Source organism: Holdemania massiliensis (assembly GCF_022440805.1).
Classification (GTDB): Bacteria; Bacillota_I; Bacilli_A; order Erysipelotrichales; family Erysipelotrichaceae; genus Holdemania; species Holdemania massiliensis_A.
On record NZ_JAKNTK010000001.1, the window covers coordinates 2,222,183 to 2,238,212 of the forward strand.

Sequence of the window (16,030 nt, forward strand, 5' to 3'; positions counted from 1 at the left end):
CGCCGCTGACCGATTATACTGAAAGCAAGCAGAAAGGTGCGTTTTTCCGATGAAGATCAAACAAAGCCAGCTGAAAAGCTCGTTGATTTCGCTGCTAGTCCTGGTTTTGCTGCTGGGATTTTACCAACTGTGGCCTTATCTTGTATTTGAGAAAATTCAAACGGATTCCGTCCAGCAGATATTTCTGTACAATCATCAAATTCCGTTACAGGACAGCTGGAACACCCTGATCGAGGTCAAAGACTGTGCCGCCAGAGCGTTTCTGTTGGAACAAGCCGGACAGATTCTGCTTGTTAAGCGCGCTCACGACCGGGACATTCCCTTTGGCTTTTTCCCCCGCATCCATCTTCAATCCAAGACCTGGCATCAGACCATTACCTTTTTTTCCGAGCCGGAAGGACCGATGATTATGGTTTATACGGAAAAATATAATTCTTCTGGGCAGCGGATCCACGCTTCGCTCAACTATGGAAAATTACCGCTTAAAAGCACCGAGGCTCTCATCGACTTCATTCAGGCTTATCCGTTGGACAACCTTGTCACTCCATAAGAAAAAGCAGCGCTTTCTCGACCTGATCAAAAGGGTCAGGGAAAACGCTGCTTTCTTAGTTATTCGCTGATTTCACCGGCCTGTGTCAGCGCCCACTTGGATACGCTCGGGCCGATTAATTCATAGATCAAAGTTCCGCATAAGACAACAGCCCGCACGGTTTCCGCATACTGCGGCACGACTGACTGCGCCACGACGGTTAAGCCGATTGCGACACCGGCCTGCGGAAGCAGCGCCCAGCCAAGATATTTCTGCACCGGTTCGCTGGCATGCATGATCTTCGCCCCTGTCCAGGCACCCAGAAACTTGCCGACAACCCGCATGACAACGTAGATGATGCCGACTAAACCGATCGAAGGCAGAATGCTCAGCTTCAAATCGGCGCCGGAGAGCACGAAGAACGCCATGAAGATCGGCGGTGTCAGACGGTCGGCAATCGCCATGACCTTATCGCTTTCATTGGACAGATTCGCAAAAATCGCGCCCATCGCCATGCAGGTCAGCAGATCCGAAAACCCGAAGGTGCTGGAAACAAACAAGGCGATAAAGATAAAGGCATAGATGAGCGCCTGCCGATTGTCTTCATCATGGAAGAATTTCAGTGGAATCATCAAAATGAAGCCCAGCAGCGCACCGCTGCCTAAGGAGCCCAGGATTTCAACGATCGGATCCATCAGCTGCATCACAAGATTCCCGCTGCCGGGATTTTCAATCATCTGTGCGATGGCCACCGCAATCCCAAAGCCGATCAGGGCTACGGCATCATCAAGTGCGACGACGCTTAACAGCGTTTCCGTCACCGGACCTTTGGCGCGGTACTGACGGATGACCATGATCGTTGCCGCCGGTGCCGTCGCGGCCGCAATCGCTCCCAGAACAAACGAAAACGCCGGATCAAAGCCGAAAGCGATCAGGGAAGCGATGACCAGCACAACGGCGACCATCGCTTCCAAAATCGCGATGACAATCGGCGTCATGCCGACCCGCTTGAAATAACTGGCCTTGAATTCACTGCCAATTGAAAAGGCGATGAAGCCCAGGGCGACGCTGGAAATAAAGCCGAGCTGACTGAGCGCATCGGCATGCACAAGATTTAAAACCGACGGACCGACGATCAGACCGCCGATCAGATAGCCGGTGACGTTCGGCATTTTGACCAGCTTCATCAGCCGGCCGAACACCAGACCCGTCAGCAGCAGGATTGCCAAACTCATTAATTGCTGCATCGTGATTACCCCTTCTTCACAATGCCTTTAACATAGCTGACCGGAACGGTAAAGACTACACCCGTATTCGGCTTGTCCAGATCGCCGACATTCTTTTCAATGATCTGCACTGCATGTTCTACATCCTCATGCTCCAGCACCATGAAGATCGTCTTGCTGTTGACCTGAGAATTGTTTAACAACGCCCGCAGCGAGCCGAACAGATAATCATGATCGGCCAACAGGCGGGCCATTCCCGCACTGTCAATGATCGTCGCGCTGAATTTCTTTTCGTTGGACAAGTCTTTCAGCAGCTGATCCAATTTATCAATCTGATTCATTACAAAAAATAATAATTCCATCGGTTACCCCTCTTTTCTAGAAACCTGTTTTATTATAGCACCGGTTTTCTGTTTGACAAGGAAATTTCCCGCAAGAAATTCAGGGATTTGGGAATACTGGAAACGAGGTGATTTTTTTGGAAAAATCAAGCGCTTTCACAGCTCAGTTCTCTGCCGATCTGCATCAAAGGCTGCCGATTGAGCAAAGTTTTGACTGCGTCAGCACCGTCTTCGATCTGAAACAAGGAACGGGTGAACTGATCTTTATCGACGGCTTTGCCAAGGACGAAGTGATGGAAAAGATCATGGAACACATGATGAAATTAGATCCGCTGGCTGAGACATCCGTCAGCGGCTGGCTGGCCCGGCAGATCCCCTATCTGGAGGTTTCCGGGACGACAGATTTATCTCAGGCCGTTGACGCGGTGCTGAGCGGTACGCTGTTGTTTCTCGCCGAAGGGGCAGCTGAAGCCGTCCTGATCGACGCCCGCAGCTATCCTGTCCGCTCGATGCAGGAGCCGGAAGATGACCGCGTCCTGCGTGGTTCGCGCGACGCCTTCGTGGAAACGCTGATCTTCAATACCGCGCTGATCCGAAGACGCATCCGCGACCCGAAGCTGATCTATGAATATGTTCAGGTCGGCAGCCGCTCCAAAACCGATGTCGTGCTGTGCTATCTCAAGGACAAAGTTGACAGACAGCTGCTGGATAAAGTTCGTAAGAAGCTCACCAACACGGAAGTCGAAGGCCTGAGCTTATCCCAGGAAAGCCTGGCGGAGTGTCTGCTTCCGAAACAATGGCTCAATCCGCTGCCGCGCATCCGCTTTACCGAACGTCCGGATACGGCCAGTGCCAGCATTCTGGAAGGCAATCTGATCGTGCTGACGGACAATACGCCTTCAGCGATGATCCTGCCGACACATTTCTTTGATTTCTTTCAGGAGGCCAATGATTACTACTTTCCGCCGTTGATTGGCACGTATCTGAAATTGGTGCGGATTGTGATCTTCTTTCTGACCTTGTTCTTTACGCCTTGCTGGTATCTGGCGCTGCGCTGCCCCGGACTGCTTCCGGAAAGCCTGCATTTCATCCTGATTGAAGAAACCGCGGCGATTCCGGTATTGGCGCAGTTATTGATCATCGAGGTCATGATCGACGGTCTGCGGCTGGCCTCTTTGAATACGCCTTCCTCTCTGTCCAGTGCTTTCAGCATCCTCGGGGCTGTCATCTTAGGCGAATATGCGGTCAGCACCGGCTGGTTCAACGGTGAAGTGATCTTATATATGGCGTTTGTTGCGCTGAGCAATTATGCCCAGCCCAGCTTTGAACTCGGCTACAGCTTCAAGTTTTTCCGCATGAGCTTACTGATTCTGATCGCTTTGTTGGGGCCTTGGGGATTATTGATCGGAACGGCCGCAATCATCGTTCTGATGTTAAAAACGGATACGCTTTCAGGCAACTATTGTTATCCGCTCTATCCCTATGATGGAACGAAGCTGCGTTCGCTGCTGCTGCGCAAACCGGCTGATCATCGCCACGGAAACTCAAAGCCTTGACTTCAAGAAAACCGCTGCGGCGCTGAATCTTCCTCAGGCCGCCGTTTTATTCTCCCTTTCAAGCAGCGTACACAGCGGTTTTAACGCTACCGGATCACACCAGCTGCAGCAACCACGGCCGGCGCTTTCCAACAATCCCTGCTCCCACGGCTGCAGGACCGCGGGATCTTTTTTGACCAGTGACTTTCTCAGCATCCGGCACATTGTTCGATCGAGAAAATGCATCCGCTGTTCATCATAGCTTCCCCGCCCGTAATAGAGATGGGCCGACGGCAGGTCTTTGTTCAGCTTCTTTTGCAGGACTGCGAGAACGTCGGGGGATGCCGGACTGGCTCCGACCGCAAAAACCGCCAATGTCTTTCCTGCCAGAAATTCACGGTGCTTGATGAGAAAAGCCACACCCGCAATGGAGCCGGCGTAAATTCCGCCGAATAAAACAATTTGGGAATAGGCTTTTAAATTCTGCGGCTTAAATGAGCTCTGTTCCGCCAGTTCGCTGGGAATCCGCTCGTGCAGCCATTGTGCATACTGGCGTGAGGCTCCATATTTTGATCGAAAAAGGATTAGTGTATCCGTCATTGAATTTCTCCTTCCAGATTGTCGATACTCGTCAAGAATTGAATCATCATGCGGAAAAACTGTTCCGTTTCCGCGTCACTGAAATCCGCAAACAACTGCTTCAACCGCTGCTGAAACAACGCCCCCATGGAATTGAAATATTCCTTGGCGGCAGAGGTGGCCTCAATCACAGCTGCCCGGCTGTCAGCGGCGCTGGGATGCAGACGGACGAATCCCTTCCGTTGCAAAGCCTCCGCCAGTTTTTTTACATTCTGTCGGGAACAGCCCAACAGCTTGCCCAGATGTGTTAAGGTCATTGCCTCCGGAGACTGGCAGACAAGCGTTAAAAGCATGAACTGCTTCAATGTCACCTGCGGGATTTCATGATCAAAGACGGTTTGGAGCCGGTTGGCCGTGATCATCAGCAGACTGAAAATCGCTTTGTATTGATGCTCAGGCGAATCGGAAAAGCGCTGGACTAAATCTGATATTTCCATGTTGATCTCCCTCTATAAGTAACTTGTTACTTATTTAATCTGATTATAGCAACTTGTTACGCATTCGTCAACAGAACACCCTTCTTTCTTTGAAAAAACAAAAAGCCGCGGTGCTTTTCTATGAAAGCCGCGGCCAAAGATAATTGATTCACCTTGTTATAAATCCAGCTTAACCATGATCCGATTTTTATTCGATCAAGCGGGAAAGAAAGCGTCTCAGGACTCCCTGTCAGACACAATCAGAAGCTCAAACCAGAACACTGAGCCCTGACCGACCTCGGACTTCACGCCGTATTGGGCATGATGCAGCTCCAGGATTTCTCTGACAATCGCTAAGCCGATTCCGCTGCCGGCGCTGGAACGCTTATGCGTTTTATCGACCTTGTAGTAACGATCCCAGATGTAGCTCAGCTTATCCTCGCTGATCCCTTCGCCATGATCCTCGACTTCCACGCGAACCTGACTGCCGTCGATGCTTTGGCGGATCAGAATCCGTTTGTCCTCCAGCGAGTAATTGATTGCGTTGTTGATGAAGTTATACAGCACCTGTCCCAGACGGTCCGGATCGGCATTGACCCATACCGATTCCTGATGCTCAAACTGAATATCAAAGCCATCCTGCGTCATAAATTTTTCATAGCGGTGCAGCACGGTTTCAATCAGCTGCGTCAAATCGAAATGCTGCGCATGCAGCTCAATCTTGTTTTCCTGCAGCTTGGACAGATCCAGCAGGTCGTTGACCAGATTGGACAGCCGGTGGGCTTCATCAATGATGACCTGAACGTTCTCCGGTGTATTCTCACCCGGCAGATCCCGCATCATCTCGCCATACCCGCTGATCATCGTCAGCGGCGTGCGCAGATCATGCGAAACATTGGCAATCAGATCCCGCCGCATCTGATCGACCTCTTTGAGCTTGCGTGTCGTGTGGTTCATCGTATCGTTGAGCTGTGTGATTTCCTTATACCCCTTGCCGGTAAAGACGATATCATAGTTGCCTTCCGCCATCTGCCGGGCGCTTTGGTTTATATTGACAATCGGTTTGACAATCCGGCGGGACATCAAAAACGCCAGTCCCACAGAAGCGACGATGACGATCATTGAGATATAGCCAAGCTGAGTGCGCAGCGTTTCCGTCGTGGCATTGACGGGAGAAATGTGCGTATTCACCATAATGATGTCTTTCTGATTTCGGCGGCCTTCGACAACCTTGAAATAAATCAGATTGCGGGAACCCTGCTTATTCGAAAACAACAGATTCCCGTTAGGCAGCTCACTGATCACCTTTTCCGACTGAATGTCGAGATACGAGCCGCCGTTGGCCTCGGCCTTGGCTACATATTGCGCGATGTCGCTGTCATTCAGATTATAGATCTGACAGCCCATCGTATTGGTCGTCTGAATCTGGAAGATCCCATACAGGACACGGATGCAGGCGTCGTTTTGGCGCGCCTGCTGGGCGACGATATCCGGAAACTTATCGCTTTCCAGATTGGCCGCCAGCGTGTTGCCGATTTTTTCAATGCCTTCAATTTTAAAGCGCTGATAGAAGCTGTCCAGAAACACGACCTGAAACAGCCATAACAGAGCTAACAGCGCAATGACAAACGCAAGCAGATACTTGACGAGCTTCCACTGCAGACTAGTTTCCGTTTTCAAACCGATAGCCTACCCCTCTGAGCGTTGTGATATAGCGGCTGTATTCCCGCAGATTCTTGCGCAGCAGTTTAATATGCGTATCCAGCGTCCGTTCATCGCCGAAAAAATCATAGCCCCAGACATTCTGCAGCAGCTTTTCCCGGGTTAAAGCAATCCCGCGGTTTTTCACAAGATAGAACAACAGGTCATATTCCTTCGGCGACAGGTTGAGCTTCTCGTCCTTGATTCTGACAATCCGACCCGTAAAATCAATGGTCAGATCTCCGATTTTAATCATTTCTTTTTTCTCACTTTGGGATGTCCGCTTGAGAATTGCGTGGATCCGCATCATCAGCTCCTTGGGCGAGAACGGTTTGACAACATAGTCATCCACACCCAGATCAAACCCATGGATCTTATCGTATTCCTCACCCAGTGCCGACAACAGAATGACCGGAACATTTTCATGCGTTTTGCGGATTTCCCGGCACGCTGAAAAGCCGTCCAGATTCGGCATCATGATATCCATGACGATCAGATCGTAATTCTCCTTCATCGCCTTCTCCACCGCTTCCAGCCCGTCACAGGCTTCATCCACCGCAAAACCTTCATATTCCGCATATTTACGGATCATTTCACGAATTCGCTGTTCATCGTCCACCACTAAGATTTTGATCATTAGGATGCACCTCCTGATTTCTTCTTTATTTTACCCTGAAGATGTGAATTTTGAGTGAATTTTATTCCGGCTGCGTCAGCGAATTAACAAATTCCTGCCATTTTTCGTTTTTCTCAATAAAGATCGTCCCCTGGCTGCGGCGTTGGGAATCATAGAACGTAATCGTCATGAATTCCTCCGAGGATACCGGTGCTTTCTGCAGCTGGGTCGGCAAGTTCTCGCTCAGCCATTGAGACAGGCGCAGATTAAAGCTTTCATAGTCCAGTTCACTCTGCTGTCGGATCAGTTCCAGCTGGTTATCATACATACTGAAATAGTCCAGGAACCGAGCATTGCCGGCATAGACTTTTAAAAACTGCTGATTGACAATCGAGCTGTACAGCTGAAAAACCGACTGATAGCGAAGCAGATCAATGCTTTGTTCCGCCCGTTCCCCATTGACAAACGAAATCAGCGCCAGGTTTAAAAAACAATAGGCATCATCAGCCTGCCGGCATGCGATCTGCTTTGTTTCATGCAGCAGATCGGAGAAGCTCTGCTGCTGTTGTTCCTGCTGCAAAAGCACCGCCAGCTGCCGGACCTGTTCCAGCTCTAACCCGGCTGAAACGCCGTTGGCTTCAATCCAATAGATTGACTCCGGATTCATGCTGCGAAACAACAGCTGATACTGATCGTTTCCGCCTAACAGCGTTTCCAGCTGTTCGACATAGTCCGGTGAAATATTAACGTAGAAATCAGAGTAGCTGCGATCTTGGTAAAACCGCACGATCATATTGACGGAACCTTCGACATAATCGTTTTTTGCCCCGCTTTGAAATACGAGCTGAATCAGTTCAGGATCATTCAATTTCAGCTGCAGCAGCGCCTCATACTGTTCAGTTCCCATGAACGAGGAAGGCGCCATCGCAATTGAATTGACTTCTTCAATTGAAATTTGCTGAGCTGCCTCGCGGCGAACTAAAATCCGCATCGGAAAACGAATCAGCGCCGCAATCACAACCACTGCCAAAAAACTCAGGAGCGTCCGACGCAGACTGATCAGTTCACGCCGTGCCAGATAATCATAAAGATGATATAAAATTAACAGAATCCCCGCATAAAGCAAGGCGGAAATCCAGTCTTTCATTCCTAAAGTGTAAAAGAACGGGACAAACGCCGCAATCCGCACGGCTTCATGAGCGGTCTCGCTGATGAATGAAGTTTCCGCAACTTCCACCTTGCGCCTGAGAAACGCCCAATAGCCCAATCCCGAAGCCGCAATCAGATAGCCAAGCATGATCCAGCAGCGGCTGTAGCTGAACGCCGTGTGATTGTTGTAATTCGTCACCCGAAATGACTGGCGCATGCCGGAAAGACTGCTGATCAGTTCGTCAAACGCAATATAGGGCAGCGTATCGACCCGGCCTTCATCCTGCACGATCCGCATGGAGTAAGGACTGGTCAGCGTTTCCGTCGCCTTCTGATTGGTATATTCCATCTGGGAAAACTGATCATAGTTGTAAAACTGTGTCTGAAACGTATAGTGAAACCAGCCCGGCAGCAGCGTCAGCACCGCGATCAGCACAAACTGCACAAACCGATTGCCGGTCAAAGCAACGGAAAGACAGCTGATGGAATACACCATCGCCATGCTCAGACTCCACAGGATCAGAAACCGCAGCACGATGCCGTTTTCAACGATCAGCTGCGGATTGCGCAGCAGCGTGATGTGCAGGATCAGCGAGGCGATCAGCACATTGATCAAAAGAAAGAGCATGCCCCCTGCCCAGTTTGACCAATACAGCGTTTTGCGCGGCACCGGGGAAGAAAACACCAGGTCGCTTTTTTTCTTGCTGAAAAGAAAATCAAACAGCGTAGCGCAGGCCGCTAACGGAAGCAGGAAGCAGGCTAAGAAACTGACGATGCCGGACGCGGCAGAAAAACTGATGACCTGCATCACCTCTGGATTGTGGCTGAGCGAAAAGCAGTTGATCAGAATTCCCGCCTGGTAAATAATCATCGCGACCAAAAGCAGTCCCTGAGCACTGCGGAAATTCTGCCAGAACACTTTGAAATTAAAGACGGAGCGAATCGAACTCATAGCCGTATCCCTCCATTTCATAAATAAACACTTCTTCCAGCGACAGCGGAAGCAGATCAAGAATAATCGGCTGCTTGCTGCGCAGAACATCGGTCACCAGCTCGCGGTCGCCCTTGACGATCATCGTTGCGATCGAACCGCTCTTTTTGTAATACAGCACCTTGAGCTGACGGAACTCATCCCGATCAAAATTCTTGTTCGGCAGTGCGATCTGGACCTTAAACATTTCTGTTTTCAGCGAATCAATATCACTTTCAAACATGATCCTGCCTTCCACTAACAAGCCCATGTGATCACACAAATCTTCCAGCTCCCGCAGATTATGCGAAGTTAAAAGCACCGTCGAATTGCGCTGGGCAACGTCCTCCGACAAAACGGATTTGACCAGCGACCGCATGACCGGATCCAAACCGTCGAAAGTTTCGTCAAAAAAGAAATAATGCGCGCGTGTCGACAGCGCTAAGATCAGCGCGCCCTGACGTTTCATGCCCTTGGAAAAATTCTGAATCCGTGCACGGGTATCCAGCTTGAAATGATCGCACAGCATCTGGAACCGATGATGATCGAAATGCTCGTACAGACTGGCATAGTAATCGGCCATCATGCGGAAATTATAGTTGGGAAAAAAATACAGTTCATCCGGAATAAAGACGATTTCCTTTTTGATCTTTGCATTGTCAAATACCGCTTCGCCGTTGATTTCCGCTTTTCCTTCACTCGGCTGATACACCCCTGCCAGCATTCGCAGAAATGTTGATTTGCCCGCGCCGTTGGCCCCGACCAGACCGTAAATGCTGCCCTCTTTGATGCTGCAGTTCATCTGCCGGATCACGGTTTTATTGCGGAATTTCTTGCCGAGATTTTCTGCGACAATCATACTTTCACCTGCATCCGGCGCTCAACAGCCGGCTTTACCCAGCGAGATGTGAACTGCTGATCCAGCAGCTCCATCAAAATGCAGTCATGCCATTGCCCGCCGATCTTTTTTGCCTGGTGAAAACGGCCGCATTCTTCAAAGCCGACCTTCTTATAACAAGCGATGGCCGGCAAATTATACGAATAGACCTCCAGCCGAACGCTGTGACAGTTTAAAAGGTTCAGACAATAATCACACAGAAGGCTTAATGCTTCCGTTCCGCAGCCTTGATTGTGATAGCTCTTTTCGCCGATCATGATCCCGACGCTGGCCCATTGATTGATCTGATCCCAGGCGGTGATACCACAGGTTCCAATCGGCTGCTTGCTGTCGCGCGCTATGATCAGAAAATCCCGTCCGCCCTGCTCCATGGATCTGAGTGTTTCCGCTTCCTTATCCAAGGTGATATTGGAAGCGGCCAGCGTCGTTCCCAGCGTCACTTCCAAATCATTGATCCAGCCGGCAATCCGTTCATATTCACGGCTGTCCAACGGTGACAAAATAACTTTTTCACCGATCATTTTCTTTAAGTTCATCGCAATCTCCTACCTTTGCTTCTTTCATTATAGCTGAGCCGGGAAATGAAAAAAAGGCTCAATTTCTTAAGCCTTTATGACAGGATCAAATTTAGGAATGCTTACCGCAGCTGCAGCTGTGGCCGGCTTGGTGATCATGATGATGCGAACAGGCGGCCTGCGGATCATCCTGCAGTGAACCCTGCGCGTAGTTCTGCAATACCGTTTCCGCCTTTCCGCTCACGCCGCGGACAACGGTGATGCCCTGAGCTTTCAGCGCCTGATACGCGCCTTCGCCCATCCCGCCGCATAAGCAGTCTGTCACTCCATGGGCCTTCAAAAAGCCGGCTAGTTCGCCATGCCCCTTGCCTTCGGTCGGGACGACAGCGCTTCTGAGAATCTTTCCGGTTTCCAGCTCAGCGATCAGAAATGCCTGCGTCTTGCCGAAATGTCCGAAGACCTGTCCGTTTTCATAAGGAATCGCTGTGACTTTCTTCATTCGCTGATCAATCCTTCCAGCTTTTCCGCAGCCTTGTTCATCCATTCGCCCTCAAAGTCCTCAATCCGGCCGGCATCGCACAGACTGGCAAACTGCGGATTGATCGGCAGCTGAGCCAGAATGTCCAGACCCTTCTGCGCTGCAACCTCATCCAGCTTGCTGTGACCGAAAACTTCGATTTTCTTGCCGCAGTCCGGGCATTCCAGATAGCTCATGTTTTCAACGACGCCCAGAACCGGAATGTCCATCATGTTTGCCATATTGACGGCCTTCGCGACGATCATCGAAACCAGCTCCTGCGGTGAGGTCACGACGATAATGCCGTCCAACGGAAGCGACTGGAATACGGTCAGCGGAACATCCCCGGTTCCCGGAGGCATATCGACAAACATAAAGTCGACGTCTGACCAGATCACTTCGCCATAGAACTGCTTGACCATGCCCGCTAAAATTGGACCGCGCCAAATTACTGGGGATTCTTCATTGTCCAGCATCAGATTGACCGACATGATCTGAATCCCGGTCGAGCTGACCGCCGGCAGAATGCCATCGTCATTGCCATACGCCATCCCATGAATGCCGAAAACCTTCGGAATGGACGGGCCGGTAATATCGGCATCCATAACCGCGCTCTGATATCCGCGCCGCTGCATCGTTGTAGCCAAAAGCGATGTAACTAAAGATTTGCCTACGCCGCCCTTACCGCTGACGACGCCGATAATTTTACGGATCCGGCTGTTCGGATTCGGTTTTTCCAAAAAACTCTGCGGCTGTTGGCGGCTGGCACAGTTCGCGCTGCAGCTGCCGCAGTCGTGATTGCATGTTTCACTCATATCTCAGTACCTCAATTCTTTTCTCACGGTTTGTATTATATCATTTCTGCGCCGAACAATCCAACGCTGTGCCTGAATTCTTTGCATTTTCTGCAGGCTGCGGCACCGGTCAGCTTGTTCAAAAAGATAACTGGAAAAATAAATGCCGTGATTGCATCTGGCTAGCCGCAAAATGCTTCAGCCGCTGACCCCGCTGTTCATCTCGAAATCAAATTCTGGACGCCTGACCAAGATGTATCTTGGCTTCTCCCTGTCTGAATCCCATGATGAAAGCAAGATAAGCCGCAGTCTTTCAGCCAGGCTTAGGCAAACAAAAAGGCTCCCTAGGGGAACCTTATTTCATCCATGGTGACTCGTACGGGATTTGAACCCGTGAATGACGCCTTGAGAGGGCGCTGTGTTAACCGTTTCACCAACGAGCCAGTGCTTAATTATTATAGCTTATCTAGCTCACAAATTCAACAAAAAACGGTGCGAAAATTGCACCGTTTTTCCTTGGGGTTCTGACTTATTTCGCTAACGCTGTCTTTGCGGTCTCAACGATAGCCTTAAAGCCCTTCTCGTCATGAATCGCAATTTCCGACAACATTTTACGGTTGATCGTCACGCCGGCCAGCTTTAAGCCGTGCATCAGCTGAGAATAACTCAACTCATTCATTCTCGCTGCCGCATTGATGCGTGCGATCCACAGTTTGCGCATATCCCGCTTCAGCTGCTTACGTCCGATATAGGAGTAACGCAGAGAACGCATGACCTGTTCATGAGCTGTACGATACAGCAGGTGCTTCGAGCCGAAATAGCCCTTCGCTAACTTTAATGTTCTTTTTCTTCTTGCGCGGGTAACAGTTCCGCCTTTTACTCTTGGCATGTTCTAACGTCCTCCTCTAATTAATCCTGAATCAGGTACTTGATCCGCTTCATGTCCGTCTTATCGACCAACGCCGGCTTTCTCAGCTGTACCTTCTGTTTATGTGTTTTGTTCGCTGCAAAGTGAGAGATATAAGCATGGCTTCTCTTCAGTTTTCCGCTGCCTGTTCTTTTAACACGCTTTGCCAGCGCCTTTTTTGTTTTCATCTTTGGCATAATCAAGTCCTCCTATACTTTTTTATTTCTTCTTCGGTGTCAGAACCACAGACATCGTATTGCCTTCCAAAGCCGGAGCCTTTTCCACAGAAGCAATATCCGACATCTGTTCGACGAAGCTATTCATAACCTTTTTGCCGACCTCCAGGCGCGTGATCAAACGGCCACGAAAGCGCATATCAATCTTGACCTTCATTCCGTCCTCAACCCAGTTGCGGGCCTGACGAAGCTTCGTATCAAAATCATGCGTATCGATAACCGGGGATAAACGCATGGGTTTTACCTCCGTGACATGCTGATTCCGTTTCGCCTCTTTCGCTTTTTTCTGAGATTCAAAACGATATCGTCCGTAATCCAGGATCTTGCAGACCGGCGGATTTCCATTCGGAGCGACACACAGCAAATCCAGTTCATAATCGTAGGCTTTTTCCAGGGCTTCCCGGCGCATCATTACGCCTAACTGCTCACCTTTTGGGCCAATGACTAAGACTTCCTTGAAACGAATGTTTTCATTGACCAGATCATCGTTGGTCATGACTTTCTTGCTAATAAACGACACCTCCATACTGCAAAAAAGCAGGTACTCCTAGAATACCCGCTTCTACTTACACAGTTCTCTTTGTGTTTGCAGCGTCAACCCAAGTCTGACAGACATCAGGTGAGAAGGGGCACTTCTACTTTCTACATACTTTTTCTTTGCTTGTTTACTTTACCACGGAACATGCTGCTTGTCAAAGGTTTTTTGATCAACATTTGTTTTGCCGCCTGGTCTTCGAAAATCAGCGTTCCATAAAGTGATGCAGGGCTTCCGCCTGCCGCCGTCCATCCTCAAGACCTTCGCAATACAAGGCGTGCAGTTCGCTGCGGTCTTTTTCCAGACGGCCAATCGTCACCGGCTGCTGCGGCTGGATCACAAACACCTTGCCCTGCTTGCGCAGATCCTCGATTTCATCCAGCGTTTTATTGTAGCGCAGATGGCGTGTTTCCATCAGCTCGATCAGCTTGGGATAACGGCGGTATTTCGCTTTGATCAGGGGCATCAGTTCATTCGGTCCTTTTCGATATCCGGCACATTGGGTCAGCACGATGACGTTCTTTTCACAGCCCAGGCGCATCGCTTCCTTCACTGGAATGGAATCGCTGATTCCCCCATCCAGATATTCCTGGCCGTTTACTTTCACAGTGCGCGAAAGCAGCGGCAGGGAGCTGGATGCCTGCAGCCAGACGATATCCTGATGCAGATCTTCAATCAGGGGATATTCCGCTTCCCCGCTGGCCAGATTGGTGACCACCGCCCGAAACCAGCCGCGCCGCTGCTCATAGACTGCGTAATCATAGCGGTCCAGCTGATTGGGAATCGTATCATAAAGCATTTGCGCGCCGAAGAAATCACCGGTCTGCAGCCACGAACGAACGCTGCAGTAGCGCCAGTCATGAAGATAACTGACATTGACGCGGTAAGCCCGGCCGCGCTGTTTCGACAAAAAGCTGGCGGCATGACAGCTGCCGGCAGAAACGCCCAGCGTGCCGTCAAAATCCAAGCCGGCATCTAAAAACGCGTCCAGCACTCCTGCCGTATAAACGCCGCGCATGCCGCCGCCTTCCAGAACCAATCCAATTTTAGTTTCGCGCATGCGCTATTCACCGATCCTTTCTGCCTTTAATTCATCATATCCGGTTAACGGATCCGGACTGCGGGTCAGCCGCCACTCCTTTAAGTGCAGCAGCACAATTTCCGCGGTCGTATGAACGAGACAGCCGGACGTCAGATGACCGCCGAAGGTCTGCAGATTTTGATCACAGACGCTGATATGGACATGCATCCCCTGCTCGCTGATCGTCCCGCTCAGCGAAACGATTTCGGCATCAACCTGTTTTTCATATATCGTTTCGCCGTCCGCCATCCGAAACCGGACATGGCTTAAACATCCAGCACAGGCAACAATCGCCGCGGCCTGAATGTGATGCTGATTACAATAATCTTCGATCGTTTCTGCCAGATCCTGCCCCGGCAGAACTCTGAAACATTCTGTCTGCATAAATAAAATCCTCTTTTCTGCCGCAGGCGAAACCTCACTGCCTTCAGAGGACAGGCAGCGGCCAAAGCTCCGCTTTTCAAAAGAAAAAACCGGAATCCAATCCGGTTATTTGTTAAAAGAGAAAGCCCACAACTTTGACGTCAACCAGATTGCATTTCAGGCTGGTCATCTGCAGAATATTCTGATAAATCCGATCCTGCAGCGCTTCACAGACCGCATTCACGTTGGCTCCGTATTTCACTTTGATTTCCGCCATCACGTTTAAACGGTTGTTTGCGATTTTGCATTGAATCGGTTTTTTCAGAGTTGTCGGTTCGATTGCGTAAGCCTGGTCGACATCGTCCACCGAGATCTGCGCAATCGTTTCAAATACGCCTTTGGATAAGGCAATCAGGCCTGTGCCTTCGTCTTTTTCTTTAATTTGAATATATTCCTGAGCCAATTCATTCACCTTCTTTTGTTCCTATTATACCAGAGAAATCTGAAGTTGCCAAAGAAAATGAAACAGGGTTCCACATTTTAACAGCGGCTATTTGAACGTGACTTCCGGTACCCGCTCATCCTGCAGCTGATCGGCGGCGATCTTCATGATCTTCGACGCGTTCTGAACGCCCGCCAAGGTTTTCGGACAGCCGATCCGAACGACTTCCGCTTCCAGCTCCGCCACGCAGCCGCTCATTCCCGCCTCGCTCAGCGCCGCGACGATCGCTTCTTCAGTCTTCTTGTTTTGTTCTACCTGTCCCGCCTGCTGCAGCGCGTTCTGTTTTTCTTCGGTACTGGCCGAAGGCGAGGCGACGATGGATTGGGAATTCTGGGCCTGGGCATTATGTTTGTCCTGCAGCTGCTGCTGCATGGTGGCCAGGGAATCCTGATCCTCGTTTTGTCCGGTTAAAAGCTGATCGGGATTTAACTGTCCCTGATCGGCCGGCAGCGTTACATAGTAGATTGAAAGCATCAGAATCAATGTAAATAAAGTGAGAAATGCAAATGCCTGTTTATTCATATCACGGCCTCCTGCTCACTTGTACTGTATGCTGCAGT

Annotated in this window: 20 protein-coding genes and 1 tRNA gene; 2 read left to right on the top strand and 19 right to left on the bottom strand. The window is 50.1% G+C overall.

From position 1 onward, the window contains the following. The first annotated feature begins 49 nt into the window (after positions 1–49). Positions 50–550: a hypothetical protein gene (locus tag MCG46_RS10205; RefSeq protein WP_240279918.1), complete on the top strand. Its 501-nt coding sequence runs from the start codon at positions 50–52 to the stop codon at positions 548–550. Between the two features lie 59 nt (positions 551–609). Here the strand turns inward: MCG46_RS10205 and MCG46_RS10210 are convergent, their stop codons facing one another. Together MCG46_RS10210 and MCG46_RS10215 are read right to left on the bottom strand one after the other, a co-directional pair. Further along, positions 610–1,776 carry a cation:proton antiporter gene (locus MCG46_RS10210; RefSeq protein WP_020223668.1) on the bottom strand — a complete coding sequence of 389 codons (1,167 nt, stop codon included), beginning with the start codon at positions 1,774–1,776 and terminating at the stop codon, positions 610–612. A 5-nt stretch (positions 1,777–1,781) separates the two neighbouring features. After that, positions 1,782–2,117, bottom strand: a complete 336-nt coding sequence (locus MCG46_RS10215) for a hypothetical protein (RefSeq protein ID WP_020223669.1) — start codon at positions 2,115–2,117, stop codon at positions 1,782–1,784. A gap of 107 nt (positions 2,118–2,224) precedes the next feature. Here MCG46_RS10215 and MCG46_RS10220 point away from each other — a divergent pair, with 107 nt between their 5' ends. After that, positions 2,225–3,652, top strand: coding sequence for a spore germination protein (locus tag MCG46_RS10220; RefSeq protein ID WP_240279919.1), 1,428 nt, complete (start codon positions 2,225–2,227; stop codon positions 3,650–3,652). Positions 3,653–3,685: 33 nt separating this feature from the next. Here the strand turns inward: MCG46_RS10220 and MCG46_RS10225 are convergent, their stop codons facing one another. The 17 genes from MCG46_RS10225 to MCG46_RS10305 form a co-directional block, all read right to left on the bottom strand. Beyond that, positions 3,686–4,231 (bottom strand): flavodoxin domain-containing protein, encoded by a 546-nt coding sequence (locus MCG46_RS10225; RefSeq protein WP_240279920.1) that lies wholly within the window; start codon positions 4,229–4,231, stop codon positions 3,686–3,688. Next, entirely contained in the window at positions 4,228–4,707 is a 480-nt protein-coding gene (locus MCG46_RS10230; RefSeq protein ID WP_240279921.1) for a MarR family winged helix-turn-helix transcriptional regulator, read from the bottom strand. The genes MCG46_RS10225 and MCG46_RS10230 overlap by 4 nt, the downstream gene beginning before the upstream one ends. 216 nt (positions 4,708–4,923) lie before the next feature. Then, positions 4,924–6,366: a sensor histidine kinase gene (locus MCG46_RS10235; RefSeq protein ID WP_240279922.1), complete on the bottom strand. Its 1,443-nt coding sequence runs from the start codon at positions 6,364–6,366 to the stop codon at positions 4,924–4,926. Next, a complete protein-coding gene (locus MCG46_RS10240; protein WP_240279923.1) occupies positions 6,350–7,024 on the bottom strand; it encodes a response regulator transcription factor in 675 nt (224 codons plus the stop codon). Before MCG46_RS10240 ends, MCG46_RS10235 begins: the two co-directional genes overlap by 17 nt. A 61-nt stretch (positions 7,025–7,085) precedes the next feature. Further along, positions 7,086–9,104 carry a hypothetical protein gene (locus tag MCG46_RS10245; protein ID WP_240279924.1) on the bottom strand — a complete coding sequence of 673 codons (2,019 nt, stop codon included), beginning with the start codon at positions 9,102–9,104 and terminating at the stop codon, positions 7,086–7,088. Beyond that, a complete protein-coding gene (locus MCG46_RS10250) occupies positions 9,079–9,981 on the bottom strand; it encodes an ABC transporter ATP-binding protein (RefSeq protein WP_020223676.1) in 903 nt (300 codons plus the stop codon). The genes MCG46_RS10245 and MCG46_RS10250 overlap by 26 nt, the downstream gene beginning before the upstream one ends. Further along, the gene (locus MCG46_RS10255; protein WP_240279925.1) at positions 9,978–10,556 is read right to left on the bottom strand and encodes a GNAT family N-acetyltransferase; all 579 of its coding nucleotides are present in this window, start codon (positions 10,554–10,556) and stop codon (positions 9,978–9,980) included. Before MCG46_RS10255 ends, MCG46_RS10250 begins: the two co-directional genes overlap by 4 nt. A 91-nt stretch (positions 10,557–10,647) precedes the next feature. After that, positions 10,648–11,034, bottom strand: a complete 387-nt coding sequence (locus MCG46_RS10260; RefSeq protein WP_020223678.1) for a NifB/NifX family molybdenum-iron cluster-binding protein — start codon at positions 11,032–11,034, stop codon at positions 10,648–10,650. Then, positions 11,031–11,867 (bottom strand): Mrp/NBP35 family ATP-binding protein, encoded by an 837-nt coding sequence (locus MCG46_RS10265; protein ID WP_020223679.1) that lies wholly within the window; start codon positions 11,865–11,867, stop codon positions 11,031–11,033. The genes MCG46_RS10260 and MCG46_RS10265 overlap by 4 nt, the downstream gene beginning before the upstream one ends. Positions 11,868–12,213: 346 nt before the next feature. Next, positions 12,214–12,289, bottom strand: a tRNA-Glu gene (locus MCG46_RS10270). Between the two features lie 86 nt (positions 12,290–12,375). Then, positions 12,376–12,735 carry a 50S ribosomal protein L20 gene (rplT, locus tag MCG46_RS10275; protein WP_020223680.1) on the bottom strand — a complete coding sequence of 120 codons (360 nt, stop codon included), beginning with the start codon at positions 12,733–12,735 and terminating at the stop codon, positions 12,376–12,378. A gap of 20 nt (positions 12,736–12,755) precedes the next feature. Continuing rightward, positions 12,756–12,950 (bottom strand): 50S ribosomal protein L35, encoded by a 195-nt coding sequence (rpmI, locus tag MCG46_RS10280; protein WP_020223681.1) that lies wholly within the window; start codon positions 12,948–12,950, stop codon positions 12,756–12,758. Positions 12,951–12,972: 22 nt separating this feature from the next. After that, positions 12,973–13,515: a translation initiation factor IF-3 gene (gene infC / locus MCG46_RS10285; RefSeq protein WP_040451135.1), complete on the bottom strand. Its 543-nt coding sequence runs from the start codon at positions 13,513–13,515 to the stop codon at positions 12,973–12,975. Positions 13,516–13,729: 214 nt separating this feature from the next. Further along, a complete protein-coding gene (locus tag MCG46_RS10290) occupies positions 13,730–14,584 on the bottom strand; it encodes a patatin-like phospholipase family protein (protein ID WP_240279926.1) in 855 nt (284 codons plus the stop codon). Positions 14,585–14,587: 3 nt separating this feature from the next. Further along, positions 14,588–14,989 (bottom strand): PPC domain-containing DNA-binding protein, encoded by a 402-nt coding sequence (locus tag MCG46_RS10295; RefSeq protein ID WP_240279927.1) that lies wholly within the window; start codon positions 14,987–14,989, stop codon positions 14,588–14,590. Positions 14,990–15,101: 112 nt separating this feature from the next. Beyond that, a complete protein-coding gene (locus MCG46_RS10300; protein ID WP_040451421.1) occupies positions 15,102–15,431 on the bottom strand; it encodes an Asp23/Gls24 family envelope stress response protein in 330 nt (109 codons plus the stop codon). An 87-nt stretch (positions 15,432–15,518) separates the two neighbouring features. Continuing rightward, complete coding sequence (locus tag MCG46_RS10305; RefSeq protein WP_240279928.1) at positions 15,519–15,992, bottom strand: SpoIIIAH-like family protein; 474 nt, start codon at positions 15,990–15,992, stop codon at positions 15,519–15,521. Positions 15,993–16,030: the final 38 nt, after the last annotated feature.